Below are 25,909 nucleotides of genomic sequence, written 5' to 3'. Positions count from 1 at the left end.
AATACTGAATTTGCATGAAAAAATCGCAATACAATCAAAAGCTAACACCAGAAAAAGCTGCTGAAGGTATCAATGCCATTAAAAGTAACGCTCATTCACTTATAGATGATGCTGAGCTGTTATATAAGCATGGTAGGTATGAGCGAGCAACAGCATTATCAATTTTAGCTGTTGAAGAAGCCGGTAAAGTTTCTATCATTCGATCTATTCTAATGGAAGACGATCAAAAAGAATTAAATAAAGAATGGAAACGATTTAGAAATCACTTAGATAAAAACTGGGGATTGGCTTTTTTCGAAGCAGTTCAAAAGGGTAATAATCATTTTGATGAACTGAAGTATTTACTGTCTGATGAGAAGTCAAAAAAATCATTTGAATATTTAAAACAGCTGGCTTTTTATACCGAGTATTTTAAAAACAAAAATTGGAGTACACCAGATAAAATCATCGACAAAGATCTTGCTACTTCAATTCTGAGATCTGCTAAAGTATTTGTTGGTGGTAAAAAATCCTCAGTGTCTACTAAAGAGGAATTAGAATTGTGGGTAAAACATTTGAAACCAGTTTGGAAAAAGAACAACACTCTAATGAAACAAGCCGTAATTAACTTCTACAAAGAAGCAGAGGAAAATGGAATTCTAAGTAGTAAAGCAAATGCTATACATGCAATTGACTTTCTTCTTTAACTTATGAGCGCCCTATAACAAGCGTTTCAAGCGGACTCGTTTAGGGTTCGAAACCTTAATTTTAAATCCCAGACTCGCCGCTTAAACGCCGGGTCGTTAGCTATTTTTTGTATATTATGATCATAAATCATCACTGAGATGGGATATTTATGAAAAACTTAATATCACTGTTACTTTTTTCACTTTTCATCGCCAGTTGTTCTACGACTTCATACGTCTCACCTAAAAAAGATACGAAAAATGGCGTTGGTAAATTTCTTTCTGAGGGAAAGGAAATAGCATTATCTGTAGAAGATAGCTCTACTGTGGCTTTCTTTGGAGAAAGAGAAAATAAAGAAATAACTCTTTTTGTATTCTTCAAAAATGAATCTCAAGAACAATATATTAACGTCTTTCCAGAAGATGTTAAGGTTTATGGGATAGAATCTGATGGGAGCACTAAGCAACTACATACATATAATCCCAAGAGGTATTTAAAAAAGATGCGTAACCAACAAAACTTGGCATTAGCCTTATCAGCTTTTGGTAAAGCAATGGAAGATATGGATGCAGGCACTTCTACAACAACAACTTATGGAACAGCTTATGGTTCCGATGGCACATCATATAACTATTATGGAAACTCGACCACCACTGATGAAAGTGAAAAAAGAGCTGCCCAAGCAGAAAATCAAAGACAACTAAATAAACAAGCTAGACAAGCAGAACTTTATAGAAATAGTGTAAAAGAAGGCTTGCTCATGAAAACTACACTATTTCCCGGCTCTTATATTGCAGGCAATATCATTTTTAAACATAAATCATTCAGTAAATATCGCTTAGAAGTACCAGTTGGCGATGAAATTCATGAAGTATATTTTGAATTAATCAAAATATAGCTAGCAGAAAAACAGCTAACACGCGCATTAAGGGGACGCACCTCGCCCCTCTTACAACTTTCTGGCTTTTTAGCTCTCCGTTCAATATTTAACAGATCAACAATCTTGCGTGCGCACCTTATGCGCCATGTCGTTAAGTGTAACCAATTTTTATCTTTCCTATGCATTCCCTGAAATATTCTGTAACTATTTTTCTGTTTTTACGTAGCTCCTACATTTAATGTATCAACTCAAATTCAACATTGTTTCCAATGAAAACAGCTGTCGTCCAAAATATTTTCAATATAGACTTCCGTTTACTATCCGTTACAATACTATCTATTGCATTTATTATGCTTTCAAAATCGGTAACGGCTCAAAATCATCGTTCTCAACCAATAAAGTTCGAAGCTTCAAATGTGAAAGAGCTACAACAAGAACTAGATCTTCTTGAGCAAGAGACTAAGTTCTGGGGTGTTGTATTGATTACTGATGGCGATCAAATCCTACTTGAAGAAGCTTTTGGACTGGCAGATCGGGATAAAGACATTGCCAGTACCCCTCAAACAGCCTTTAACCTAGCGTCTGTTGGCAAATTGTTCACAGCTACAACAATTTTAAAACTAGCCCAAAATGGTACTGTTAGTCTGGATGAACCTATCGGCAAATGGATTGATGGACTTCCGAATAATTATGGACAAAAGGTTACAATTCGTCACTTACTGCAAATGAAATCAGGGTGGGGTGACTATATGAGCGAATCGGCCTATCAAAACAATCCCAAAGATTTCCGAACTGTGTCTGACTACGTAAAACTTATCCGTAGTATTAAACCCAAGGTTGAGCCAGATACTAAAATGATCTATAGTAATATTAACTATGAACTGCTTGGCGCCATCATAGAGGTTGCTTCCGGACTCTCATATGAAGAAGCAGTGAATAAGAACATCTGGGAACCAGTTGATATGATTTCTACAGGGTGTTTTATTCATGAACCAGCGGATAGCCGCGCGACACCTTATACAAAAAATTCAAATGGAGAGTTAGTACCAGCTTACGATAGAATGGCTTATCGTTGTTCCCCCGCAGGTGGTGCTTATTCAACAGTCGAGGACTTATACCGTTATCAACGTGCTGTAATAGATGGTAAGTTATTGGATGAACGGCACACTGCCCTCCTGATGAATCAGTTTGAAGAAGATCAAAAAAATGCTACAAGATTTGGATTTGCAGGAGGGATTGAAGGAGCAAATACTTGGCTCAGGACTAATCTAAAGACAGACAACACAATAATAGTATTATCGAACTTGGACCCACCTGCCGCAGAACATGTACTAATAGGTCTCAAAGAATGGATACAGGTAACTCACGAAAAGAGTAAGTAATTTAATGTTAAACCTAACCCGCGCATTAACGCGGACGCACCTCGCCTACCCTGCCTGTTTTGTTTTCTGGGTGCCAAATAGTAAACTATAATCGCATTCACATTGGCCTGTGCGCCGGTTACGCGCCAGGCCGTTAAGTACCCTTCGAATCAGGTTGGTTCCAACTCTCCTTCTAACAGTTTTCCAATCTGCTTTTTTGATGTTCCAAGCCGTAGAAGTACTTTAATCATGAGATCCAGAGAAATACCTGGATCACCCCCTTCAAGCTTGGCGATGCGTGACTGGCTTGATCCGATTGCACAGGCCGGTACTTAACAGTCAGCTATACACATTTTGAAAAAGCTTTTAACCGCATTTCTGAATACAAAGCGATGCTAAAAAAACCATGAATTTTTTCCTGATTTAGAAATTACATTAAAAGAAATAAAATGGATGTGAAGGGAATGACCTTGCTTAAATTCTTATCTCCGGTTCATCATCCCGTAGTGCCCAAACCACTTGCAATGGCATTTAAAACAAGAAGCATTTCAGGTAACTGTTCAGCTGCCTCCTCTTCTTTGCCTTCCTTTTTGAGTTCTCTCCATGTATTTAGCTGTTCGATCTGCAGCTGGTGAAGCGGCTTTAATCGCTCTGAACGGAATTCGATCATACGATACATTCGGGGACGTCTTTCGGTTAGCTTATGTCCATATAAATGTTCCAGCATTTCTCGCGTTCGGTTGAATTCTCCTTCGATCTTTTTGAAATATTTTTTTGCAAGCGCTTCATCTTCCACCAAAGACGCATAACTTTTCATGATCTCAATATCTGTGAGGGCAATGGCTGATGACGCATTGGTAATGATATACCTGAATGGCATGAAGTTTACGGCATCTTTGCTAAGTTCTGAAAAAGCATCCGGATCTTCTTTGCGTAATCTTTCCAGGGCAGATCCAACTCCATACCAACCCGTTAGGAAAAACCGTGCCTGACTCCAGCTAAATACCCATGGAATGGCGCGGAGATCCCCAAAAGAACGCTTACCCGTCCGTCGCGCCGGTCTTGAGCCGATACTGCTCGATTCAATGACATCAATTGGTGTCGCCTGCGAAAAGAATTTCACAAAATCATCAGATTGCACAAGTCTTTGATAGCTTTCAAGGCTGTAATCGTATAGTTTATTTACGATAGGCTGAAGCTTTGTTTGGAGATCTTCTTCCTTGTCATCACTAAGTGTATGTGATGCCGTTCCCGCCTGCAGCAATTCTAAATTATACAATGCAGTCACCGTGTTCGCATATTTCTGTGAGATCATCTCACCCTGCTCAGTCAGTCGCATATCTCCCTGAACCGTACCGGAGGGAAGTCCTGCAATAAACCGATGGGTAGGTCCGGCTCCACGGCTAATGGTTCCGCCCCGCCCATGGAAATAGCGAATTCTAACATCATGTTTATTCCCAATTTCTGTAAGCTTAAGCTGAGCCTGATTTAAACTCCATAAGCTGGCAAAAATGCCCCCGTCTTTGTTGCTGTCACTATAGCCAACCATCACCTGTTGGAACCGGTCTGTTTCATCACGCTGTTGGCGGTGCGTAATGCTACGCTGTGTGACAGGATGTTTTAAAAATTCATCCAATATTTCAGGCCCTTGTTCCAGATCTTCGATGGTCTCCAGTAAAGGCACAACCGGCACTTTGGAAGCCATGCCGTCTTCCGTGAGTTCCATGAGGCCGGCTTCACGGCACAGGGCATATACCACAAGCAGGTCAGACAGACTTCGCGTCATACTGACGATAAATGAACCAATACCATTCGTGCCATATCGTTTGATGTGCTTATTCACCACATGATAACAAGCAAGCACTGCATCGGCTTCCTTTCCAAGCCCCTGACGGTGGCGCACGAAAGGACGCGAACTTTTAAGTTCGGCATTTAGGAATGCGACCCGTTTTTCTTCAGGCCAGTTTTCAAAATTTTCACCGTCATCAATACCTGAGGCTTGCAATAGCTGAGCCATCGCCTGATCGTGAAAATTACTGTTTTGCCTGATATCAACTGTGGCAAGATGAAATCCAAAAGTAGCAGCTTTACGGGCTACAGGTTCCACATCACTTTTAATGATGCGTTTAGCGTTGATCTCATGCAGTGATTCAATAAGAATATCGAGATCGGCGAGTACTTCATTTTCTGAGGTATAGTAACGCCCGGCATCAGGTTTCTCCACAGGCTCACCGTTTTCCTGCAGTGGCAGCAGAACCCGCATTAAATTTAAAAACTGCCTCCACGGCTCATCTATGTTTCTCTCGAGAGCCGGCTTGGCAGCTTCGCCGACTCGTTCTTTCATCTCAGACATGCGAACGATCAGTAATACAGGAGCATCAACTGCATACGATGATATGCTTAACTTCTGGGCCAGATCCGAAAGATCATCTTTTAGTAAATGCAGCGCCTGTTTCCTTAGGTCTAAAAATGTTTCACGGGTTACCTGATCTGTTACAAAGGGGTGTCCGTCTCTGTCGCCCCCTACCCAGTTCCCAAAGCTTACTTTAGGGTATTTTCTGTAATCATCCAGCAGATCAGGATCAAATCCGGCATTTTCCCAGGCTTCACGTAGCCGTTGATCGAGCATAGGAAGTACATTTGGAAATACATTGGTGAGATAATGCATGATATTGTTGAGTTCATCCTGTATTGAAGGCTTATGCAGGAAAACCTGCCCAGTATTCCATAATCGCTGCATGGCCGTCATTATTTCATCACGGATCTGATCTTTCTCATTTTCCGTCCACATCTGATTCTCACGCTTTACCATCAACAGATAGACCGACCGGAGCTGATCGATGACCGTAGAACGCTTTGACTCAGTAGGATGAGCGGTCATAACCGGTTCTACTTTTATTTTCGGAAGCTGCTTGACAATTTCTTTTTCAGGCGTTTTTTGATCACTAAGATCCTGCAGGGTCTTTCCCCATAAGCCGGAGATACGGGCAAGTCCGTATTCGTCTTCCAGCTTTCTGCGCAGTTGAACAGCTGCATTCTCTTCCACAATGGTTATAAACTGAAAGTACAACGAAAACGCCTTGCTGATCTTTTCAGAATCTGATCTTGAATGATGGCCTTGCTCTATGGCATTGGCAACCTGATCTTCGCCGATACCACGCAGCATTTCAACATAACAGTTATGTAAAAAAGTGAGGTCATTCTGAATTTTTTCGAGTTCTATGCCGTCGTCTGTTGTACTAAAGTACATGAAGAGTAAGATTAATTGTGAGTGAGTTTGAGAAAATAAAAATACTAAAACTTTACTGTTCAAATATCTTTCTATGTTCTCAGTACGGTTGAAATATCATTTCAACTATTCATACTTGGGATAAGCTACCATTGTTAGTTAAATTCTTTGTGAACATTTCAATTTTACTATGATTTTAAACATTGAATTTAACTTTACTTCTATGATCGCCCAATTAGCCCATATTTGTATTCATACCAACGACCTTACTGAGACCGAACGATTTTACTGTGAGGCACTTGGCCTAGAGAAAGGGTTCAAATTTGAAAAAGACATGGCACTATTTGGCTTCTATGTCAAACTAGGTGAAAAGACCTTTATTGAGGTATTCAAAGGGGAGCCCGGAGGCGTAGGAAACATAGATCATCTGGCCATTGAAACAGATGATATAGACCTTGTTATTTCAAAACTGCGTACAAATGGATTTGAAGCCACTGACAAAGAACTTGGCGGGGATAAAACCTGGCAATCTTGGACAAAAGATCCTAATGGCGTTAGAATTGAGTTTCACCAGTATACGAACGAAAGCATGCAATTCAGGGGCGGCATTTGTGAAGTTGACTGGTAATTGAATTGGCCGTTATAAGTTTAAAATAGGTTAAAATGTCATTTTGGTCATATGAAACAGTTATTAAGCATTAGCTTAAATCTACCTATCGCCGATCAATCGCCTATTTTGTACACGCTGTTTTTCAGGCAATTCAGACCCGGCAATAACGATCTTTTGATGTTCATAACACATTGCTCTTTTGACAAAATATTGTACTTCAAGACCTGTATTTTGCAACCTCACCCGGAGCACTAATTCTGACTATATGAGACCTTTCTATTCTGCCTCCTTACTAATTCTTCTTGTTCTGTTATCCATTGGTTGTTCAGAACGTGAACAGGTTCAGGTAAAAAAGATGGATCTTGTTCAGGGCGTTTATGCCTCCGGTAATGTAATGCCTATCGGCCATTATGAGGTTACTAGTAAGGTTTCAGGCATTATTGATGAGATCCTGGTAAGCGTGGGTCAGGAAGTTGACGTTGGCACACCACTGGTAAAGCTTCAAAACCAGCCTAACGAATCGAACCTTCATATCGCGCGGAATCAGCTTAAGCTGGCCCGCGAAAATGCCCAACCTGATTCTGACCTGCTGAAGCAACTATCACAACAAGTGGAAATTTCACGTGCCAAATTTAAGCAGGACTCCGTTGATCTTGAGCGCTACCGCCGGCTTCAGGAAGACAACATCGGTTCACAACAAGACCTTGATCGTGCAAATCTTAAGTACGAAACCTCTCTGAATAACTATCAAATTGCGGTCAGTAAACTTCAAGAAACCCGCGATCGTCTTCAAATAGAACTCGACAACGCGCGCAATAACTATCAGGCTCAGCAAAGCAGAACGGGCGACTACACCATCCTGTCTGCCATTCAAGGAAAGGTATATGATATAACCCCCAAAGAAGGAGAGCTTATTGCCGGAAACCGCCCTATCATGGAGGTCGGAGCCACCGATCATTTTGAAACGGAACTGCAGGTGGATGAAACGGACATTGTTAAGGTGAAAGAAGGGCAACAAGTCTATTACGAACTGGATGCCATTGAAGACACCGTCTTGAGCGGGGTGATCAGTGTGATCTATCCAAGAATTAATACCATTGAACGCACCGCAAAAGTGATCGCCTCCATCGATCCATCAGGTTACCCAATGTATCCGGGCATGGCGCTCGAAGCCAATATCGTGATCAGTGAAAAGGAAAACGTGCTGGTGCTTCCGGTCAACTACATCACTGAAGAAAATGAGGTGATCCTGGAAGACAACACCCGAAAAAAAATTGAAACCGGGATCCGTGATCTGAGTAATGCAGAGGTTATTTCAGGACTTGAAGAAGGAGATGTCGTTTTAAAACCTGAATCATGAACCGCTTTCCCATCTTAAAGATCGTCATCACGCATCTCACCAGCCGGAAGCGACAGACCATCGTATCTATGCTGGGTGTTACCTTTGGGATCACCGTATTCATCTTTCAGGCAGGTGTGATCACAGGCTTACAGGATTTCTTTATTGAGAAGACCATCAACGCCACGGCTCATATCCACATTTATCAGGATAAAAACCAAAAATCACCTCCCCTCCTCAGGTATGTTTACTCAGAGGGAGACACCTGGATCTCTGTGCCCAATATCAAAAGTAAAAATGAGCTTCCTAAACTGAAACGCGGACTTCAGATCGTGGAGATCCTGGAGTCTTATCCGGAAGTGACCGGAGTTTCTCCCAGCCTGAGTACCCAGGCTATTTTTAAGATAGGCGTTGCGGATGTTTCGGGTATTATCAATGGAGTGGATATCCGCAAGGAAAACCGGCTGTTTGATCTGGAAGAAGATATGGTAAGCGGGTCCATTATCCGGCTTGAAACCGTAAACAACGGGATCATTCTGGGTTCCGGTTTGTCAGAATCATTAGGCACGGTTCTGAATGATAATATCACGGTTGTTTCTCCCGGCGGTGTGGCCCTGCAAATGAAGGTAGTTGGTATTTTAGAAACCGGACTTAGAGATCTTGATGATAGTCGTGCTTACAGCAGTATCCGAAACACCCAAAAGCTTATGAACGTGACCGGAAGCTACATCACAGACATCAACATAAAACTCGAGGATGTGGATCAATCGGGCGTTCTGGCTCGTGAATTTCAGTCCCGTTTTGGATATACGGCCGAGGATTGGAAACAAGCCAACGAAGGTATCTTCAGTGTTTTCAGAATTCAGAATATCGTTACATATCTAGTGATCATATCCATCCTGCTGGTTTCAGGTTTCGGCATCTTCAATATCCTTTCCATGATGATCTATGAAAAGATGAATGATATTGCCATTCTGAAGTCGATCGGATACACGAATGTTGATATTCGGAATGTGTTCTTACTGGAAGCCCTTATTATCGGTTTTTTGGGTGGCCTTCTCGGCTTATTGATCGGGTTTGTGATCTCCTGGATCACTTCCATCATTCCAACTAATATCGAAGGGTTTGTATCATCGGAATACCTGAATATCAATTTTGATCCTGCTTTTTATCTGCTGGCATTTGTCTTTGGTTTGGTAGCCACCGGTATAGCCGGGTACCTGCCTGCCAGAAAGGCTTCTAAAATTGACCCCATCAATATCATCAGGTCTCAGTAGCCATGAAGAAAGTTTTAGAAGCAAAAGAGTTGAACAAGTATTTCCACAAGCCGGTGGAGTTTCATGTGTTAAAGGATATCAACCTGTCGATATACTCGGGGGAATTTGCCTCTATTGTTGGACCATCCGGGAGCGGGAAGTCCACCTTATTGTATGCCTTATCCTCCCTGGATAGGGAATATCAGGGACAAGTGTTGTTCAACCATGTAGATCTGAAATCACTGAGCAATCAGAAGCTCGCACATTTACGCAATAAATCAATTGGCTTCATCTTTCAGTTTCATTATCTACTGGCGGATTTCACCGCTTTGGATAATGTTATGCTTCCGGGTCTTAAACTTGGCGAACTGCCCCACGAAGAGCTGGAAGATAAGGCCATGCAAAAACTGGATCTGTTAGGTATTGCCGATCAGGCGACGAAGAGGGTTAATCGATTATCCGGTGGGCAGCAACAGCGGGTTTCAGTTGCACGAGCGCTAATCAATGAGCCTCGAATTATCTTTTGTGACGAACCTACCGGGAACCTCGATTCAAAGAATGCAATGAATGTCTTCGATATGCTCAAGAACCTAACACGTGAGTTCGATCAAACTATTCTCATGGTCACTCACGATGATTCTTTTTCGTCCAAAACAGACCGGCAGATCCAGTTACTGGATGGTAAAATAATAGACAGAGAAGCACCATAGTTAGTCTTAACCTCAATTCCTTATAATGGAAAACCTGCTTTTATGGGGTCGTTTTTCTATGATATCCCCTCAATCTCCCTGACTTAAATTATTGGCGGGCTTTTTATGTATAAGTCTCTCCCACACTTGTTATCTTCACGGCTGAATTTTTCTCAACAATATCTATGGAATTTCTGGACTACGTTATTGACGGCATTATAAACGGAGTGATCCAAACCACTTTACTTGAGTGGATCGCAGTGGCCACCGGGCTGGCTAGTGTATGGTATTCCATGAAGGAGAACATTCTGGTGTACCCCACCGGAATTATCAGTGTTTTGATCTACGTGTACATTGCCTTTTCGTACAAGCTATACGCCGATATGGGCGTAAATTTCTACTATTTTGTGGTTAGTGTGTATGGCTGGTATTACTGGGTTCATCCAAAAAATGATTCCCGTGACCAGGTACCGGTTACCATGAATACACATGCTGAAAACCTGTTTTCGGTTGCCCTTACCGTTGGCTCATTCACCATCCTGTATTACGTACTTTCTACCTTTACCGACAGTGATGTGGCTTTCTGGGACTCCCTCACCACCTGTTTCGCTATTCTCGGCATGTTCCTGATGGCCCGTAAAAAACTTGAAAGCTGGATCGCCTGGATCATCACTGACCTTATTTCCATCCCGCTATATTTTTACAAAGGACTGGTACTTACCAGTTTTCAGTTCCTGGTATTTACCATCATTGCTTTTGCCGGTTACTTTGCCTGGAAAAAGTCCATGGAAAAGGAAGAAGAAAAAAAGAAAAGAGAACGTGCCAATTCAGCTGCTGGCGCCACAGCTTAGGCACATCATCGTTCGAAAAAGATAACCAGCGCTCCTGCTTCTATACGTATCGAAAACTCATCTGATATGGTCTCATTTGAGGTTCCGTCACGCACCCCGGTTTCGAGGCTTTCATTATTCAGTGCATACATCAAACCTTCAGTTTGAATGCCGGTCACCTCACCCGAAACAGGGAACAGTGACACTATATTTCCAACAGGCAGCCTCGCTGAAAACGTATCCTCGATAAGAACGGCATCGAACTCCTCGTCACGAAAGATGAGCTCATCAAAGGAAGAGTGAAATTTATTGAGTACCGACATATTTTTAAGAGAATGATCCATCCGGTGGCCAAAGGCTCCCAGTACCGTACAGGTTTCTACGCCCTGCTCAAGGGCATAGGTAAGCGCCTTTTCGAGGTCGTTTGTTTCCTGATCCGGTCTATGAACTACTTTAAAGGCCGGGGTTTCAGGAGCATCAAAACTGTCTAGGTCGCCTACAACTGCATCCGGTTTAAAGCCATGATTTAAAATAGTTCTGCCTCCCCCATCGGCACCAAGTAGCAGATCAGCTGCCTTAAATTCTTCTTCCAGCAAACTTTTGGAAGGCGGGAAACCGTTACTAACTATAACTGCGTGCATCAGGTTTATCCTGTTCTTATTATTTAGCTTTAAAATACATGGATTTGTGCCAATCTTCGCCTATTTTTGGACCAAGGAGAACATATGTTTAAAGAATTTATTTCAAAAGTATTACAACACAATAAAGTTGCTATTTTTTCACATCTCAGACCGGATGGCGACTGTCTCGGTTCACAGGTCGCATTATCGCTTTGGTTGAAAAAGAATGGAGTTGATGTCTCAGCTTTCAATGAGGATGATATCGCTGAGAATATGACTTGGCTGCTTGATTATTTTCCCATCACCAAACCAAATAATCCGAACCTTTCGGATTATGATGCATTCATCATTGTTGATGGCAATGCCCTGCACCGGTTTGGTAAAACGGCTGAATCGGCTCTTAATACCGATAAACCAATCTATATAATAGATCATCATCCTGATCCTGATGACTTTTTTGAAGCGCCGATCTCTAAAGTATCGGCCTCGTCAACCTGCGAGCTGATCTATCATTTATATGCCGAACACGATGCTGATCAGATCGATGCGAAATCAGCACGAGCCATGTATCTTGGCATGGTCACAGATACCGGTTCCTTCCAGTTCGACAGCGTAAAACCGGCAACCATGCACGCAGCAGCCGACCTACTTGAACGCGGAAATTTCACGCCGAATGAGATCGCAGAAAGGATCTATTCCTCACGACCGCTTCGTCAGCTTAAATTACTGAGTCAGGCTTTGGATACCATTACCCTGCATAAAGGCGGAAAATTTGCCTCTATCATCATAACGCAGAAAATGCTTGATCTCACAGAGACCACCAGCGAAGATACCGAGGGATTTGTTCAGTATCCGCTGAGTGTAGAAGGAGTTCAGGCCTGCATCCTATTAAGAGAAGATGGAGACCGCATCAAACTAAGTTTGCGTTCACAAAGTGATGATATTGACGTGAACAAATGGGCCCGTAGTTTTAATGGTGGGGGGCATCAAAAAGCAGCCGGAGCTTATTTTAAGGGAACCCTTGAAGATGCCATCAAAGATGTCATAGCTGTCGGTGCAGAACAATTATAGACACTGCCTTATATTACTGTAACTAGTCGACGTTTTACTGATCAACAAAATCTGACGAATGGACAAGAATTACAGCCTTTTGATAATTGACGATGACCCGGCCATGCATATCATGCTTAAAAGTATGTTGGGCAGCGATTATAATATTGTTACTGCAAATACTGCTCAGGAAGGAATCAATAAGCTGGCTGAGAAAAAGATCCATTTCATTCTGACAGATATTCACATGCCTGGTATGAGTGGCATTGAGTTTCTTGAAGCTTTGATGGTTGATGCTAAGATGCAAAACATTCCGGTATTGATCATGACGAGCCTCCCAACCATCGAAAAGGAACAAAAGGCTTTGGGCTTGGGGGCGGCTGATTTCATCGACAAATCACTTTTCAATTCCGATCGCGATGAGTTGCTGAACCGTATTCGGGTCAAGTTGGTAGCCAATGTGGATATTCCCGACCTGCCTGAGAAACTGGATCTAGACAAAAAAGAGATCACTAAAAGTGTTTTGTTCGAAGTCTCATCAGGTGATTTTATTTCTACTTCACAAAAGTTATGTAAGATCATATTCAACAAACTTGAGGCAGATCACCTTTCATTCTGGACCATGAGTCAAGAAAACATTCAGATGCTTTTGGCCTATGGCATACAACTTCCCCGAAAATATGGGCCAAAAGACTTAAAAAAAGAACCGACCTTCAAACTGGTACTTGAGCAAAAACGGCCTTACTTGGTGAACAACGTGTTCAATTCAGATAAAGGTATTCTTCCGGAACTGTCGGAAGAAGAAGGGTTGCCTGCTGAGATCGGTATTCCATTATTCGCTCTTACAGAAAAGGAACTCATCAAAAATAAAATGAAGATCCCTCCTAAAACTCCTTTATTCGGGTATGTGGTCATAAAACGTAAAAAGCTATTCACGTCCCATGAGTATAAGCTAACGACCCTCATGATGATGCAGCTTGGCACTACGCTTTGGCGATTATACAACGACCTTTAGCTTTTTGTATCCTTTATGGCAATTGATAGAGGTTCTTTTCGTTTGTAATATCCGTTTAGCTTAATTCTTCGAAATTGATTTTATCTGAAACCTATGATCAAAAATAGTCTTACAGTTGTATGTCTGCTGATATTCACAGCCTGTTCAAATAATGACCCTGCAGTGACTGATAAATCTCTCCCCGTTGCATCGGTCACTCCCACAGTAAACGAACAACAAGGCAGGGTTCAGGATGAACCGGATCAGGACACTCCTCAAGTAGCCGTTGAAGACTCCCGCCGAAATGCCATCACCAATGCCGTCGAGAAAGCCGGCCCTGCTGTAGTAAGCATCACGGTTACAGAACTGCAGCGCGGATATACCCGTGAATTTGATTCATTTTTCTTCCGGTATTTTGATGTCCCCATTCAGCGTGAGGTACAAAGTGTAGGCTCAGGATTTATTATCAGTGAAGATGGCTTGATCGTCACTAACGAACATGTGGCAAGCAAAAACTCAAAAACCATCATGGTGGCCTTATCAGATGGAAACAGCTATGAGGCTGAATTACTGGGTTCTGATGAACTCGCCGACCTTTCACTCCTTAAGATAAAAGATCAGGATAAATCTTATCCGTATGTTGAATTCGCTGATTCTGATAACATCATGGTGGGAGAGTGGAGTATAGCCATGGGGAATCCGTTTGGGCTTTTTGCCGATGGCCAGCCTTCCGTTACAGTTGGTGTAGTGAGTGCCAAAGAGCGTGATTTCAGGCCCGATCCTCAGGATCCCCGTGTGTATGTTGAAATGATCCAGACCGACGCGGCCATTAACCGCGGTAATTCCGGAGGACCATTGGTTAACAGCAACGGTGAAGTGATGGGCGTCAATACCTTCATATTTACCGGTGGAACAAGCAGCGGGTTTGTGGGGCTTGGTTTTGCCATCCCAAGTAACCGTGTTCAGAAGATCATTTCACAGCTTCAGGAATCCGGCACAGTCTCACTCGATTACGACCCCGGAATGAAATTTGTTCCGGTGACCCGTCAACTTATCATGCAATATCCAGGTATACCAAGAGTATTGGGATTATTCGTTACGGAAGTGAATAAGAACGGACCTGCTTACGAAAGTGGAGTGATACCCGGTGATGTTATCGTACAGATCGGCGAAGAACGCGTAACCAGCGAAATGCATGCCTGGGCGCTTATGCGTGAATATGGGGAAGGCGAAAAAATGGAACTGCACCTTATCCGGGATAACAAACAATACAAAACCGAAATGAGCCTTAGGAAAAGAGTACAGGGCCGGTAACAGATCGCCTGCCCTGCTCATGGATCTAACCGTTATTTAATTCTGATCCCATTTTTTGAAAAAGACCCCTCTTGTCCTTCCATTGGAGGCTTCAAATCCCGTGATATTACCGGCCTCATTCCTTATGAATTTCACTTCAGCAATTGGGAATCCGGAACTGAAGGTGTCTTCATTCGTAGCTTCAAGGGGCATACTGTCCTTAATAAGGAAAGTTTTCATAGTTAGGGAGCTGTCTTCCATTACAATATCATAAATGGTATCTATCTCTTCACTAAAATAACGGCCTTCGTAAGATCTCAGCTCTTCGAAAGATGGTTCATATTCGATCTTTTTCGCCAGGTGATTCCCATTCTGATGCAGTGTCAGCGAATCAGCCGTGCCATCCTCATTCCTGTGGAACGTGACGGATGCATTGACCCCAACCAGGCTAAAGGTTGAATCACTGGTAGCTGTAATATTGACCTCGGGCTGATTTGTGGCTTGAGTGTAAAGCCTATCCCCATCCCTGTCAAATGTCAACACAAAGCCCGGCATAATGCTCAATTCGTATCGGCCGGTCAGTGGCTGAAAGTCTTCCGGATCATATTCAAAGGCTGCCATTCCTTCATCAGGTGTTTCTTCACTTTCATTCTCCTGAAGATGAGCTGAATAATATACGTCCGCTATCTTGTTCGCAATGTTGCCATCAAAATTAGAAAAATTGCTTTGGGTCACAACAGCCCCATTGATCTCTGGAAAGACCATCAGCATAGAACGGTGAGCGACATCGGCTCCTCCATGTTGGATCCGTTTAAGCCCCTTATATTCTTCAACAAATAACCCCAAACCATAGCCGGTCTCATTTCCACTATTCAGTTTGAATGACGTTGACATTTCAGTTACCATCTCTTCAGTGCCCACAGTCGGCTCTAACAGATTTTCGATCCATTTTTTAAGATCACCCATCGTTGAATGTATGCCCCCTGCCCCGGCAGCACCGCCCAGATCAGTCACCTCCCTGAAACCTCCATCTTCAGAATAGGAATATCCCACGGACCGATTCTCGACAATTTGATAAGGACTGCTTCTCACCACTGTATGAGCCATACCGATCGGTTCAAAAACGTTCTTTTTCATCCAGGTTGGAAAATCTGTTTCTGTCACCCGTTCGATCACTTCCGTCATAAGCACATATCCTGTGTTGTTGTAATTGAACTCTGCGCCGGGCTCATTTTGCAGTTCCGGCTGATTTTGAACCAACTCAATGACTTTTTCCTGAGATATATCCTGGCTCATGTTTTGCCCCGTCATAGCCATGAGGTTCAGAAATTCCCGGTAACCGCTGGTATGATTTACTAAATGCCTTAGCGTCACTGTGTGGTCAAATTCCGGAAGTTCAGGGATGTAAACTCTTACATCCTCATCCAGAAAAAGCTTTCCCTGTTCCTGTAAAAGCAGCAAACCAAAGGTTAGAAATTGCTTTGAGGTAGAGCCGATATTGTGAACCGTCTCATCATGCATTTTCAAATCATACGCCAAGTTTGCCATACCATATGATCTTTGTAACAATATATTTCCATCCTGAAGTACCATCACAGCGGCTCCCGGAACCTCACCCGAATATTCCGACATCATTTGGTCGACTTTGCCCTCCGGTGTTTGAGCAACCGGTTCAATAACGGGTATCAGAATTGAGTACTCACCCTCACCGTCTTCATACGGGATGATCTGTATTGCATAAATACCTTCTTCTTCTGTGCTGAATCGAAAGGATTCTTGTCCTCGCGCCGGGCCGTCAAACTGACCTACCAATTCTCCATCCGGTCCCATGATCTTTATAACCACATCTACTGATTTCTGATCAACATGACCAAATACAAACATATCTGCATCTAATAAAAGTGTATAATTATGTTCACTTCCTTTTGTCAGAGACCTATTGACCTCCTCCCCCTGTTTCAATTGAGAAGCATCCTGAGCTAACACACTTCCCGAAAAAATGAGTACACCTATTAGTATCGATAAGCACTGTTTCATAACCTTTGCCTGTTTTTGATTAATAATGCAGCAAGCATTTGGATCCACCATTGCCCACCCTAAAAAATTAATTCTCGGGTTTTATTCGGGTAACATCAAATAATGTTTCAAAGTCTGACTTCTCAGTTATAACATTTGTAATAACCACTTATCGAAAACCTAAATCTTTAGTACATTCAGCCTACTCACTCACAAATAATATTTTTTTCTAAACTATGTCTCAAGAAACTGACGGCCTCTCTTACCCTAAAGATCAGATCAAAGTCCTTTTATTAGAAGGCATTCATCCCAAAGCAGTTGAAAATTTCAACCAAAATGGCTTCCACAACATTGAAACTTATGATGTAGCCTTAAGTGAAGCAGAACTCCTCGATAAGATGGAAGATGTACAACTGATCGGAATCCGCTCTAAAACACATATCACTGAAAAGGTGATAAAAAAAGCCTCGAAACTAAAGGCCATTGGCTGTTTTTGCATTGGCACAAATCAGGTTGATCTGAAAGCAGCTACCCTCGATGGTATCACCGTTTTCAATTCCCCTTATTCCAACACACGCTCTGTTGCTGAGTTGGTGATCGCTGAATCCATCATGCTTATGCGCCGGATCCCTTTGCGTGATAAAGAAGCTCATAAAGGTGTTTGGCTTAAAGACGCCAAAGAAAGTTATGAGGTGCGCGGTAAGAAGATCGGCATAGTCGGGTACGGCCACATTGGGTCGCAGGTCTCCGTTCTTGCAGAGAATATGGGCTTTGATGTATTCTATTACGACATAGAACCCAAACTCCCCATGGGTAATGCCACGCGCGTTGATTCCCTGAAGCAGCTGCTTGAGATCTCAGATATTATAACGCTGCATGTGCCAGCCACCCCCGATACACACATGATGATCGGGAAAGAAGAGTTGGCACAGATGAAAGAGAAAAGCTTTTTACTTAATCTTGCCCGCGGGTCTGTGGTGGATATTAACGCCCTGAAAGAGGCTGTCGACTCAGGTCATATTGCCGGCGCCGGTATAGATGTATATCCTGAAGAGCCGGAATCTAAGGGTGAAAAATTCAGCTCAGAACTACAAAATCTGCCTAACGTTATCTTAACGCCCCACATAGGTGGATCGACCCTTGAGGCTCAATACAATATCGGTTTAGATGTATCCACCAAACTGATAAAATTGATAGACAACGGAACCACGGTAGATTCTCATACTGTACCTTCATTAAACCTCCCGGTTCAGAAAGACGCACACCGCATACTTCACATTCATGAGAACAAACCCGGCGTGTTGTCCGAGATCAACAGCTGCCTGTCTGATATGGATATTAACATCCTGGGTCAGTATCTGAAGACCAATGAATACATCGGTTACGTTGTCCTCGATATTGACAAGGACTACAACGACCGGGTACTTGAGAAGCTAAGTAAGGTAAAGCATACCATTAAGACACGAATCTTGTATTGATTGCCAGGCACCTTGCGAACAGTTGCATCTTTAAAGTTTTCAAATACTGGACTGAGCCAATGTAATAGATCTTTTCACCCTGAAAGATGGTGGGCAATTCAGGCTGTGACCTTCCTGATGATTTGAGGAGGCTTCTTCCCAACTCCATCAACCGGCATGTATAAATATTCAAAACTTTATATTAGGCTACTGAGATGAACGATAGAGATTGCTGATCTATTTATTTGGATTCTTCTTTGGTGAGACATCACCAAGTTTCAGCCTTAATTTTAGAGTTCAGACCAGACCTCAGACATCATTTAGCTTTAGCTGCTGATTTAACGAGTTCTTTAAAGATATTCCGCTGGCGGGCTATTTGGATAAGATATTCGGGATGCCATTGAACACCTATTACAAAAGGCAATTCTGTATGTTCAATAGCCTGACGGACTTCAGTGTTCAGTTCTTTAGCCACGACTTCAAGCCCTTCCCCCGGCTTATCGATCGCCTGATTGTGCAGGGCATTCACGTTACACACTTCAGTTTCAAGCAGGTCATGCAGCTTACTTCTTTTTTTGACCTCAACCCGTTTCTTTGGAAAAATAGAAGACACCTGTGATTTTTCACCGTAAAATCCACGAATATCCTGATGCAGGGTTCCTTTAAAATGCACATTCATGAGTTGCATTCCCCGGCATATCCCTAATACCGGTAACTTTCTATCCACTGCCCGGCCAAGCAACTTAAATTCCAGTTCATCCCGTTTCGGATCAACGGGGGAGCGCTTTGTATGCTGAAAATAACGAGCCAACCAATAGATCGGAAAAAATAAAATGGAGAGTATCCATTCAAAAATGGTCCTTTTGTTTCGAACCAAAACTGATCGTTCTATTCGCTGTTGTCCATATTTAAGTGGCTCAACGTCGGCTCCTCCACCCAGGATCAAGCCATCTAATTCGTCAATACTTTTGGGTTTATTCGGGGTTATCCGGAGTGGTTTGCCTCCGGCCAGCCTGATCGAAAAGGCTGTAAAAAACCATGCGCCGGCACCTCCTTCATTCGGACCCGTCACCCCAATTACCGGTTTTTTACTCAGCATTCTGCACCCATCTATCCATTAACTTTATCCATTTTTTCTTCATGCTGAATACCGATTTATCATCTATGTTCAGAAATGCTCTTGAATATTGACTGAGTGCCTGTTCGTCATCTGCCAGTTTTTCTACCAGGACCCAGCGGTTCCACTCAGCAGCCAATGTCCATCTTTCATCCCCCAGAGAACAGTTGGGCAAACGGTAATGAAATGTTGGCCGTGCAGAGGTCAGCTCCTCCTTCATTAGTTTAGACGTGAATGCCTTATCCATATACATAAATACAGGCAACATATCCAAAGGGCGGTTTCTTGAGTTCTTAAACGTAAAGTAATCCCTTATCAACTCTTTCAGATCGGGCTGATAATCCTCCCGCAAAATAAACCGGATGTAATCCATGCCATACTCGTTGATGTAAGGCGTTATTTTACGGGATATGTTGACTTCTGCGTCTTTACGGATCCAGGCATCCAGCATCACATATGCCTTCAGGTGCCTAAGCAATGTTCCCGCATTCAGTGCAGGAACTTCAGGATTCAAGTGCAAGCCAAACGCATAAAAAAATGAACCTTTAGTTCCTTTTGCTTTCCATTCCCGAAGTTTATTAACTAGTTCTTCCATTCGTGGCAGGTTCGACATTTGAATGGGCGGTGTGATGATCTCAAACGGAACCACAGTAGAGGCCATGTCTCGCAAGGCTTCTTCCAGCTTGTCTTTGTTCTTCAGCTTGTCAACATTTAAACCTACAGTTTTGAGGACTTTCTCATATTTTTTATTCAGGAATAAGCTTGCATCCAGCTCCAAAGAAAAATCACCAAAATCAGTATTCACTGCTTTGTACTCGTAACCACTTACCTGCTCAACATCACCATTATAAAGATCGGTGATCATCTCGGCGGCATCTTTCATTTCCACACCGGTGAATTCAAATTCGAATCCCACAGTCCGTTCTTTGCCTTCTTGATTTGTTCTTTTCGGAGGTATTTTAAAATCCACGTTCGTATCTCTTTATTTCCTATACTTTAAACAGATAGGCGGTCAGATTCAATCCAAAAAATTAAGTTTGTGATGACCTTAATTGTTGTCGCATATTCCTTATTTTAATAATTCATCAGCAGAGATCTCATAAATATCAATTCATGACCTACCTTTCCACCGAAAACCTTTCCAAAAATTTTGGCATCAAGCCGCTGTTTGAAGACCTGACATTTGGGATCTCACAGGGTGATAAGACTGCATTGATAGCACCCAACGGAGCCGGTAAATCAACCCTGCTTAAGATTCTTGCCGGAGAAATGGAGCCTGACTCCGGTAAAGTAATGATCCAAAAGGGCATACAGGTGGGATATCTGGCACAGGAGCCTGAACTTGATGAAAGCATGACCATTAATGAGTTCATTGCTCATGGTGATTCCGAGAAGGTAAAGATAGTTCAGCGTTATGATAAGGCGGTTCATGATCAGGCTGAAAACTTCAACGCACAAACGCAGCAACAATTTGAAAGAGCCTCAGCGGCCATGGATGCTGCCGAAGCCTGGGATGTGGAACAGCAAATGGAACAGATCTTAAGCGCTCTGAATATTCATGACCTTGATCAGTCAATAAGCTCATTATCGGGCGGTGAGCGTAAACGGGTAGCTCTTGCTTTTGTACTGTTGGATGAACCTGACCTGCTGATACTTGATGAACCCACCAACCATCTGGATGTGGAAATGATCGAGTGGCTGGAGCAATATCTGGCCGGCAGCAAAATGACCCTATTGATGGTAACTCATGATCGCTATTTTCTGGATCGGGTATGTAACAATATTCTGGAGCTGGATTACGGAAAGCTCTATCACCACAAAGGTAATTACGAATATTACCTGGAGAAGAAGGCGGAACGGGAAGAGGTTGAAGCTACGGAAATTGCCAAAGCCGGAAAACTGATGAAGAAAGAGCTGGAGTGGATGCGTCGGGGACCTAAAGCGCGAACCACTAAATCCAAGTCACGCATCAAGGCGTTTTATGAGACCAAGGATAAAGCCAACTCAGCCCGTGAAGAAATGGAGATGCAGCTGGATGTAAATATGAGTCGCATGGGCGGTAAAGTACTCGAGGTTGAACACCTCTCTAAGGCCTTTGATGACACGGTGATCCTGGATGATTTCAGCTATCAGTTCCTGCAAGGCGAACGCATCGGTATACTTGGCAAAAATGGAGTAGGCAAAAGTACATTTCTCAAGATCCTGATGGGTGAAATAGAGCCTGATTCCGGCACGGTTGAGACCGGTGAAACCATCGTTTTTGGTCACTATCAGCAGAAAGGAATTCAGATCGATGAAAGCAAGCGCGTTATAGAAGTCATCAAGGAAGTGGCTGAGGTCATTGAACTGGCTAATGGCGACAGGATCACGGCCTCACAGTTTCTGGAGCATTTTATGTTTCCCGGTAAGATGCAGTACACACCTGTTGAAAAGCTAAGCGGTGGTGAAAAGCGGCGACTCATGTTAATGATGGTACTTATCAAAAACCCGAATTTCCTGATCTTGGATGAGCCCACAAACGATCTTGACCTCCTCACCCTCAACAAACTCGAGGATTTTCTGCAAAACTTTGGAGGGTGCCTTATCATTGTATCTCACGACCGCTTTTTCATGGACAAACTGGTCGATCATTATTTTGTATTCGAGGGACAGGGCGTGATCAGAGACTTTCACGGAACCTACGATGAATATAGGGATGAGATACTAAGCCGTATTTCAGACGACAATAAAAAGGAATCAAAGACCCAAACATCTTCAAAAACTAAAGAAAAACCACAGGAACCTGAATCCGTTCAAAAACTGAGTTACAACGAGAGGCGAGAATTCAACAAGCTCGAAAAAGAGATCGCCAAATTAGAGAAACAAAAGACCAGGCTGGAAGAAAAGATGGGTACGAGCGATCTGGAATACGGCGACTTAAATGAACTTTCTAAAGAATTAGATGAGCTTAAAGAAGAGATAGAAAAAAAGGAAATCGTATGGCTGGAAATGGCTGAACGCGCTTAATTTTAGCTGTCAGCTATCAGGCTTCAGCTTTCAGTTGCTAACTGCTGAAAGCTGAAGCCTGATATTGTGATATGGCCCATTCAGTTCACAGAAGCCAGTAATCAACTCGAGAATATTTATGAACAGCTTGAGTACAGCGGTGAAAAAGTCAGGAATTTTCTAACTGATCCTGGAGTGAGTGAAGATGAAACCTCCATTTCTACCCCATTGGTAACCGATAAAACTGCACAACGATGGGTAGGCCCGCAGGATGCCCAATTCCGCTTTGTTACCGATCAGACTGTGACTATTTATTCTGAAAATATAGATAAGATCCGCGAAGTTATGAGTCAGCTTGCTGAACTTGGTAAACAGGCTATCACGTTGTCCGGGGTCGAATATCAGGTACGCCCCGAATATATCTTCAATAGCCTGAATGACATAAAGCCCAAATGATAGAAGCAGCCACCATAGAAGCTAGAGCCGTTGCATAGAAATTTGCAGAAGATTCCAACAGTCAACTGGGCAAGATCAAAACGGCATATAAGGGACAGTTCAGTATATCTCCGAGAGATAATAACAATCCACATATCAAAAATGTGAGAGTCGTTTCTACCGTAGTTTATTATTTATCGGATTGATAATGCAGGAACGTTAGATCCTGTTCCTACACATTACAACCGAATCCATTGTGATGTAAAACCAATTCCTGTTATCTTTAGAAAAAATCAGCCTAAATAATGTTCTTATGCCTACGGTAAAACTACTCAAAATTGCACACGGTCGCAGCGGCGATAAAGGAAATGGCAGTAATGTTGGGATCATCGCCCGCCATCCCGAAATTTATTCCTTCCTTGAAAAAAACTTAACTGCAGAACGCGTTAAGGAGCACATGAAACATGTGTGTAAAGGTGAAGTTGAACGGTATGAGATGCCTAACATCGGTGCCTTAAATTTCATGTTGAATGAAAGCCTTGGCGGCGGCGGAACCGTTTCCCTTAAACTGGATGCTCAGGGTAAAACTCATGCTTCGCAGGTTTTGAGAATGGATGTAGATGTGCCCGAAAACCTCCTGAAACTGGTAGATAACTAAAACTCCTTCTTCCCTTTACTGCCGATGGCTTTTATTTGAATTTTCAAATAGAATTAACAGTTCTGTTATTTTATAATAGTGCACTGATTTTAAACAACTTCAATAAAAGCAAAACCACTCTTGTTCTACCGGCTTTTGACGCTGAATTGGCGTATCTTTATTTCTAATCTGAACCGATTCCAGCTTTTGCTGACCATCGGCTATATCCTGTTTCTGGGGATCATGCTGGTAAACCTGATCGGTACCGCTATTGTAGTGGTACTCATGGACAGTCGGCCATGGATGCAGGTAGAATTACCCTGGCTTACTCCCGATATTTATAAATTCATCCTGCTTGTATTTGGGAATGCCTATTGGCTCATGCACTTTTCTTTCACAAACATGCGGCTCCTGAATATTGAAGAAAACAGAAAGCTGCTTGGTTTTGGCTTTCCTCTTAAGCGATTGGCCAAATATTTAACGCTCATTGGTTTTTGCCACCCCGTAAATATTATCTATAATTTCACGTGGGTGGTGTTCCTGATGATACAAGTCGATTTCGCTTATCAGATCCCGGTTGGTCTCTCGGCTATTGCCCTGAATTATGTGCTCATTTATTCAGTAAAGCACCGATTCATTCGTGTGGTGGAAAAAAGATTCATCGCGGTGGTGATAGGTTTCCTGTTTCTGGTATTTGGGTTATTCCAGTTGGTCTCCCTTTTTGCCTCCAACTCCAGCCGGATATTTGCTGAGTTTATCCCTCAGGTTGAAACCGTGAATTACTTCCTATCCTTATTTCCCGGTGGTTTACTTATCCAAACAGTAACGGTAGAATACGGATGGCTTAATGCCGCCATCATATTTGTATTTTCATTGCTACTGGTTGGTCTCACGGTGATAGATCACTTTAACAAGACTAAAGAAGGATTGCTAAATCCGGGCCTTAAAAAGGCAGAAGAGGAAAGCAGCAAGTTATGGATCTTTCTAAGAAAAGTACTGGGCAGAAATGCCGGTAAATATTACTTTTACGTAATGAAGCATCCATACAACCGCCTTCAGGTTCTAACACTTACCGTCATTCCTCTGGTTTACGTACCACTGTTGATGAACGTTGATTTTGAGATCGCCAAGACCATTCTCATCCCAACCATTCTTGCCGGCATCCCTGTAGCTCTGTTAGCTATGGGTATGGCCAACATGTATGGCTATGAAAACAGAGAATTCCTCCTTCATCTTCAGTTTCCCATCAACCTGGAAAAACAGCTCAAAGAACGTTTCCTCGGCGTTATCGTATTGCCGCTGCTGGTCTTTTACCTGATCACCGTCTTTGAATTGCTTGTTATTCCCGAGATCGGTTCACCCCTGCAGATCTTTGTCGCCAATACCTTCTTTTTTTTGATGTTCATGCTACTGTTTGTGTGGAGTTCTTATTTCCAGTATCAGCGTGCCACCTATTCTTCTTTCAGTTACAAGCACCCTATAATCCCACAAAAAGTTACCTTTGCCATCTCATTCCTGATCTTTTCGATGGGATACCTCGTATTCGTACCTTTGGAAGGACTTGAATGGTACCGGCTTACTATTATGAGCACCGTGATAGTGATCATGTGTATTTATCTGTGGCGGCATATGGAAGTATTAGTTAACCTGTTTAAAAATCGAGTTTTGATGAGATTATGGAACGAGCTATAGAGATTAAAGATCTTTTAAAGTGTTATGAAGACGAGCCCGTTTTGAAGGACTTGAATCTTCAGATTCCAAAAGGAACTATATTTGGGCTGATTGGTCCCAATGGGGCCGGAAAAAGCACGCTGATCGGTGTTTTGACTGGATTACTGAGCTTTGAAGAAGGCTCTATATCTATCCATAACATGGAACTTAACACCAAAAACGAACTTGAGATCAAGAAGATCATTGCTTCGGTTCTTCAGCCTCCCCTTTTATTTGAACAGTTCACCAGTCTGGAATTCATTGAATACATTTGTGAGATCTATGAGATCGATAAAGAGGGACTGGTTGAAAAAGCCTACTCCCTTATGGACTATTTTGATATTAAGGACTTTGCCAAGATCAAAGTAAATAAGCTTTCTTCAGGTAGCCGTAAGAAGCTGGCTTTTGTGACCGCCGTTCTGGTTGAACCAAAATTATTGCTGCTTGACGAGCCTTTTGAATCGGTTGATGTGATCTCCATAGAACGCATGAAAACCGTGATCCGCAGATTAAAGGAAAAAGGTGTGACCATAATCATTACGAGCCACATTCTGGAAGTCGTTGAAAATCTTTGCGGCGATATTGCGATATTACATCAAGGTAAGATCAAGGCCTACCTTGATTCCGTAAGTCGAAAAGAATTACAAAAAGATTCCAGTCTTCATGAGATCTTTGAGAAATATGTGGACGTTGAGAAAAAAGATCAGATCGTGGATTGGCTTTAAAGCAGAAAAT

22 protein-coding genes are annotated in these 25,909 nt (G+C 42.6%); 17 read left to right on the top strand and 5 right to left on the bottom strand.

Features of this window, described 5'->3' with window-relative positions; all coding sequences use genetic code 11:
- Nucleotides 1-14 precede the first annotated feature (14 nt).
- The 3 genes from ACKGJO_RS13050 (at nucleotide 15) to ACKGJO_RS13040 (ending at nucleotide 2,928) form a co-directional block, all read left to right on the top strand.
- Complete coding sequence (locus ACKGJO_RS13050; protein ID WP_411323881.1) at nucleotides 15-686, top strand: AbiV family abortive infection protein; 672 nt, start codon at nucleotides 15-17, stop codon at nucleotides 684-686.
- A 149-nt stretch (nucleotides 687-835) separates the two neighbouring features.
- Nucleotides 836-1,564 carry a hypothetical protein gene (locus ACKGJO_RS13045; RefSeq protein WP_411323880.1) on the top strand — a complete coding sequence of 243 codons (729 nt, stop codon included), beginning with the start codon at nucleotides 836-838 and terminating at the stop codon, nucleotides 1,562-1,564.
- 251 nt (nucleotides 1,565-1,815) lie between these two features.
- Entirely contained in the window at nucleotides 1,816-2,928 is a 1,113-nt protein-coding gene (locus ACKGJO_RS13040; RefSeq protein ID WP_411323879.1) for a serine hydrolase domain-containing protein, read from the top strand.
- A 475-nt stretch (nucleotides 2,929-3,403) separates the two neighbouring features.
- Here ACKGJO_RS13040 and ACKGJO_RS13035 read toward each other — a convergent pair whose 3' ends face one another.
- Nucleotides 3,404-6,157: a phosphoenolpyruvate carboxylase gene (locus ACKGJO_RS13035; protein ID WP_411323878.1), complete on the bottom strand. Its 2,754-nt coding sequence runs from the start codon at nucleotides 6,155-6,157 to the stop codon at nucleotides 3,404-3,406.
- Nucleotides 6,158-6,359: 202 nt separating this feature from the next.
- Here ACKGJO_RS13035 and ACKGJO_RS13030 point away from each other — a divergent pair, with 202 nt between their 5' ends.
- The 5 genes from ACKGJO_RS13030 to pnuC all read left to right on the top strand — a co-directional run bounded on the left by ACKGJO_RS13030 (nucleotide 6,360) and on the right by pnuC (nucleotide 10,881).
- Complete coding sequence (locus ACKGJO_RS13030; RefSeq protein ID WP_411323877.1) at nucleotides 6,360-6,764, top strand: VOC family protein; 405 nt, start codon at nucleotides 6,360-6,362, stop codon at nucleotides 6,762-6,764.
- Nucleotides 6,765-7,011: 247 nt separating this feature from the next.
- Nucleotides 7,012-8,106 (top strand): efflux RND transporter periplasmic adaptor subunit, encoded by a 1,095-nt coding sequence (locus tag ACKGJO_RS13025; protein ID WP_411323876.1) that lies wholly within the window; start codon nucleotides 7,012-7,014, stop codon nucleotides 8,104-8,106.
- On the top strand, nucleotides 8,103-9,362 hold the full coding sequence (locus ACKGJO_RS13020) for an ABC transporter permease (protein WP_411323875.1): 1,260 nt from the start codon (nucleotides 8,103-8,105) through the stop codon (nucleotides 9,360-9,362). The genes ACKGJO_RS13025 and ACKGJO_RS13020 overlap by 4 nt, the downstream gene beginning before the upstream one ends.
- 2 nt (nucleotides 9,363-9,364) lie before the next feature.
- Nucleotides 9,365-10,051, top strand: coding sequence for an ABC transporter ATP-binding protein (locus ACKGJO_RS13015; protein WP_411323874.1), 687 nt, complete (start codon nucleotides 9,365-9,367; stop codon nucleotides 10,049-10,051).
- Nucleotides 10,052-10,215: 164 nt separating this feature from the next.
- Complete coding sequence (pnuC, locus tag ACKGJO_RS13010; protein WP_411323873.1) at nucleotides 10,216-10,881, top strand: nicotinamide riboside transporter PnuC; 666 nt, start codon at nucleotides 10,216-10,218, stop codon at nucleotides 10,879-10,881.
- Between the two features lie 5 nt (nucleotides 10,882-10,886).
- Here the strand turns inward: pnuC and ACKGJO_RS13005 are convergent, their stop codons facing one another.
- On the bottom strand, nucleotides 10,887-11,501 hold the full coding sequence (locus ACKGJO_RS13005) for a thiamine diphosphokinase (RefSeq protein ID WP_411323872.1): 615 nt from the start codon (nucleotides 11,499-11,501) through the stop codon (nucleotides 10,887-10,889).
- An 84-nt stretch (nucleotides 11,502-11,585) separates the two neighbouring features.
- On the opposite strand from ACKGJO_RS13005, the gene ACKGJO_RS13000 reads away from it, so the two are divergent.
- The 3 genes from ACKGJO_RS13000 (at nucleotide 11,586) to ACKGJO_RS12990 (ending at nucleotide 14,838) form a co-directional block, all read left to right on the top strand.
- Nucleotides 11,586-12,551: a DHH family phosphoesterase gene (locus tag ACKGJO_RS13000; RefSeq protein WP_411323871.1), complete on the top strand. Its 966-nt coding sequence runs from the start codon at nucleotides 11,586-11,588 to the stop codon at nucleotides 12,549-12,551.
- A gap of 58 nt (nucleotides 12,552-12,609) precedes the next feature.
- Entirely contained in the window at nucleotides 12,610-13,545 is a 936-nt protein-coding gene (locus tag ACKGJO_RS12995) for a response regulator (RefSeq protein WP_411323870.1), read from the top strand.
- 93 nt (nucleotides 13,546-13,638) lie between these two features.
- Entirely contained in the window at nucleotides 13,639-14,838 is a 1,200-nt protein-coding gene (locus ACKGJO_RS12990) for a S1C family serine protease (protein WP_411323869.1), read from the top strand.
- Nucleotides 14,839-14,874: 36 nt separating this feature from the next.
- Here ACKGJO_RS12990 and ACKGJO_RS12985 read toward each other — a convergent pair whose 3' ends face one another.
- Nucleotides 14,875-16,854, bottom strand: coding sequence for a serine hydrolase (locus ACKGJO_RS12985; RefSeq protein WP_411323868.1), 1,980 nt, complete (start codon nucleotides 16,852-16,854; stop codon nucleotides 14,875-14,877).
- A 215-nt stretch (nucleotides 16,855-17,069) separates the two neighbouring features.
- Between ACKGJO_RS12985 and serA the strand changes: the two genes are divergently transcribed.
- Nucleotides 17,070-18,311: a phosphoglycerate dehydrogenase gene (gene serA, locus ACKGJO_RS12980; RefSeq protein ID WP_411323867.1), complete on the top strand. Its 1,242-nt coding sequence runs from the start codon at nucleotides 17,070-17,072 to the stop codon at nucleotides 18,309-18,311.
- A gap of 295 nt (nucleotides 18,312-18,606) precedes the next feature.
- Here serA and ACKGJO_RS12975 read toward each other — a convergent pair whose 3' ends face one another.
- A complete protein-coding gene (locus ACKGJO_RS12975) occupies nucleotides 18,607-19,389 on the bottom strand; it encodes a gamma-glutamyl-gamma-aminobutyrate hydrolase family protein (RefSeq protein WP_411323866.1) in 783 nt (260 codons plus the stop codon).
- A complete protein-coding gene (locus tag ACKGJO_RS12970; RefSeq protein WP_411323865.1) occupies nucleotides 19,379-20,377 on the bottom strand; it encodes an amidoligase family protein in 999 nt (332 codons plus the stop codon). The genes ACKGJO_RS12975 and ACKGJO_RS12970 overlap by 11 nt, the downstream gene beginning before the upstream one ends.
- Before the next feature lie 143 nt (nucleotides 20,378-20,520).
- Here ACKGJO_RS12970 and ACKGJO_RS12965 point away from each other — a divergent pair, with 143 nt between their 5' ends.
- The 5 genes from ACKGJO_RS12965 to ACKGJO_RS12945 all read left to right on the top strand — a co-directional run bounded on the left by ACKGJO_RS12965 (nucleotide 20,521) and on the right by ACKGJO_RS12945 (nucleotide 25,899).
- A complete protein-coding gene (locus tag ACKGJO_RS12965) occupies nucleotides 20,521-22,413 on the top strand; it encodes an ABC-F family ATP-binding cassette domain-containing protein (protein WP_411323864.1) in 1,893 nt (630 codons plus the stop codon).
- Between the two features lie 66 nt (nucleotides 22,414-22,479).
- Nucleotides 22,480-22,848, top strand: coding sequence for an SIMPL domain-containing protein (locus ACKGJO_RS12960; RefSeq protein WP_411323863.1), 369 nt, complete (start codon nucleotides 22,480-22,482; stop codon nucleotides 22,846-22,848).
- A 292-nt stretch (nucleotides 22,849-23,140) separates the two neighbouring features.
- Nucleotides 23,141-23,485 carry an AtuA-related protein gene (locus tag ACKGJO_RS12955; protein ID WP_411323862.1) on the top strand — a complete coding sequence of 115 codons (345 nt, stop codon included), beginning with the start codon at nucleotides 23,141-23,143 and terminating at the stop codon, nucleotides 23,483-23,485.
- A 120-nt stretch (nucleotides 23,486-23,605) separates the two neighbouring features.
- Nucleotides 23,606-25,156 (top strand): hypothetical protein, encoded by a 1,551-nt coding sequence (locus ACKGJO_RS12950; RefSeq protein ID WP_411323861.1) that lies wholly within the window; start codon nucleotides 23,606-23,608, stop codon nucleotides 25,154-25,156.
- On the top strand, nucleotides 25,141-25,899 hold the full coding sequence (locus ACKGJO_RS12945) for an ABC transporter ATP-binding protein (protein ID WP_411323860.1): 759 nt from the start codon (nucleotides 25,141-25,143) through the stop codon (nucleotides 25,897-25,899). The genes ACKGJO_RS12950 and ACKGJO_RS12945 overlap by 16 nt, the downstream gene beginning before the upstream one ends.
- Nucleotides 25,900-25,909 lie beyond the last annotated feature (10 nt).

It is taken from the genome of Gracilimonas qinghaiensis, from assembly GCF_046602855.1.
GTDB lineage: Bacteria > Bacteroidota > Rhodothermia > Balneolales > Balneolaceae > Gracilimonas.
This window is presented reverse-complemented; position numbering and strand designations above follow the sequence as displayed.

What these genes read in the sequence shown, in the direction of transcription:
- ACKGJO_RS13050 (WP_411323881.1), top strand. Translation starts at nt 15, where the DNA reads ATGAAAAAATCGCAATACAATCAAAAGCTAACACCAGAAAAAGCTGCT.
- ACKGJO_RS13045 (WP_411323880.1), top strand. Translation starts at nt 836, where the DNA reads ATGAAAAACTTAATATCACTGTTACTTTTTTCACTTTTCATCGCCAGT.
- ACKGJO_RS13040 (WP_411323879.1), top strand. Translation starts at nt 1,816, where the DNA reads ATGAAAACAGCTGTCGTCCAAAATATTTTCAATATAGACTTCCGTTTA.
- ACKGJO_RS13035 (WP_411323878.1), bottom strand. Translation starts at nt 6,157, where the DNA reads ATGTACTTTAGTACAACAGACGACGGCATAGAACTCGAAAAAATTCAG.
- ACKGJO_RS13030 (WP_411323877.1), top strand. Translation starts at nt 6,360, where the DNA reads ATGATCGCCCAATTAGCCCATATTTGTATTCATACCAACGACCTTACT.
- ACKGJO_RS13025 (WP_411323876.1), top strand. Translation starts at nt 7,012, where the DNA reads ATGAGACCTTTCTATTCTGCCTCCTTACTAATTCTTCTTGTTCTGTTA.
- ACKGJO_RS13020 (WP_411323875.1), top strand. Translation starts at nt 8,103, where the DNA reads ATGAACCGCTTTCCCATCTTAAAGATCGTCATCACGCATCTCACCAGC.
- ACKGJO_RS13015 (WP_411323874.1), top strand. Translation starts at nt 9,365, where the DNA reads ATGAAGAAAGTTTTAGAAGCAAAAGAGTTGAACAAGTATTTCCACAAG.
- pnuC (WP_411323873.1), top strand. Translation starts at nt 10,216, where the DNA reads ATGGAATTTCTGGACTACGTTATTGACGGCATTATAAACGGAGTGATC.
- ACKGJO_RS13005 (WP_411323872.1), bottom strand. Translation starts at nt 11,501, where the DNA reads ATGCACGCAGTTATAGTTAGTAACGGTTTCCCGCCTTCCAAAAGTTTG.
- ACKGJO_RS13000 (WP_411323871.1), top strand. Translation starts at nt 11,586, where the DNA reads ATGTTTAAAGAATTTATTTCAAAAGTATTACAACACAATAAAGTTGCT.
- ACKGJO_RS12995 (WP_411323870.1), top strand. Translation starts at nt 12,610, where the DNA reads ATGGACAAGAATTACAGCCTTTTGATAATTGACGATGACCCGGCCATG.
- ACKGJO_RS12990 (WP_411323869.1), top strand. Translation starts at nt 13,639, where the DNA reads ATGATCAAAAATAGTCTTACAGTTGTATGTCTGCTGATATTCACAGCC.
- ACKGJO_RS12985 (WP_411323868.1), bottom strand. Translation starts at nt 16,854, where the DNA reads ATGAAACAGTGCTTATCGATACTAATAGGTGTACTCATTTTTTCGGGA.
- serA (WP_411323867.1), top strand. Translation starts at nt 17,070, where the DNA reads ATGTCTCAAGAAACTGACGGCCTCTCTTACCCTAAAGATCAGATCAAA.
- ACKGJO_RS12975 (WP_411323866.1), bottom strand. Translation starts at nt 19,389, where the DNA reads ATGCTGAGTAAAAAACCGGTAATTGGGGTGACGGGTCCGAATGAAGGA.
- ACKGJO_RS12965 (WP_411323864.1), top strand. Translation starts at nt 20,521, where the DNA reads ATGACCTACCTTTCCACCGAAAACCTTTCCAAAAATTTTGGCATCAAG.
- ACKGJO_RS12955 (WP_411323862.1), top strand. Translation starts at nt 23,141, where the DNA reads ATGCCTACGGTAAAACTACTCAAAATTGCACACGGTCGCAGCGGCGAT.
- ACKGJO_RS12945 (WP_411323860.1), top strand. Translation starts at nt 25,141, where the DNA reads ATGGAACGAGCTATAGAGATTAAAGATCTTTTAAAGTGTTATGAAGAC.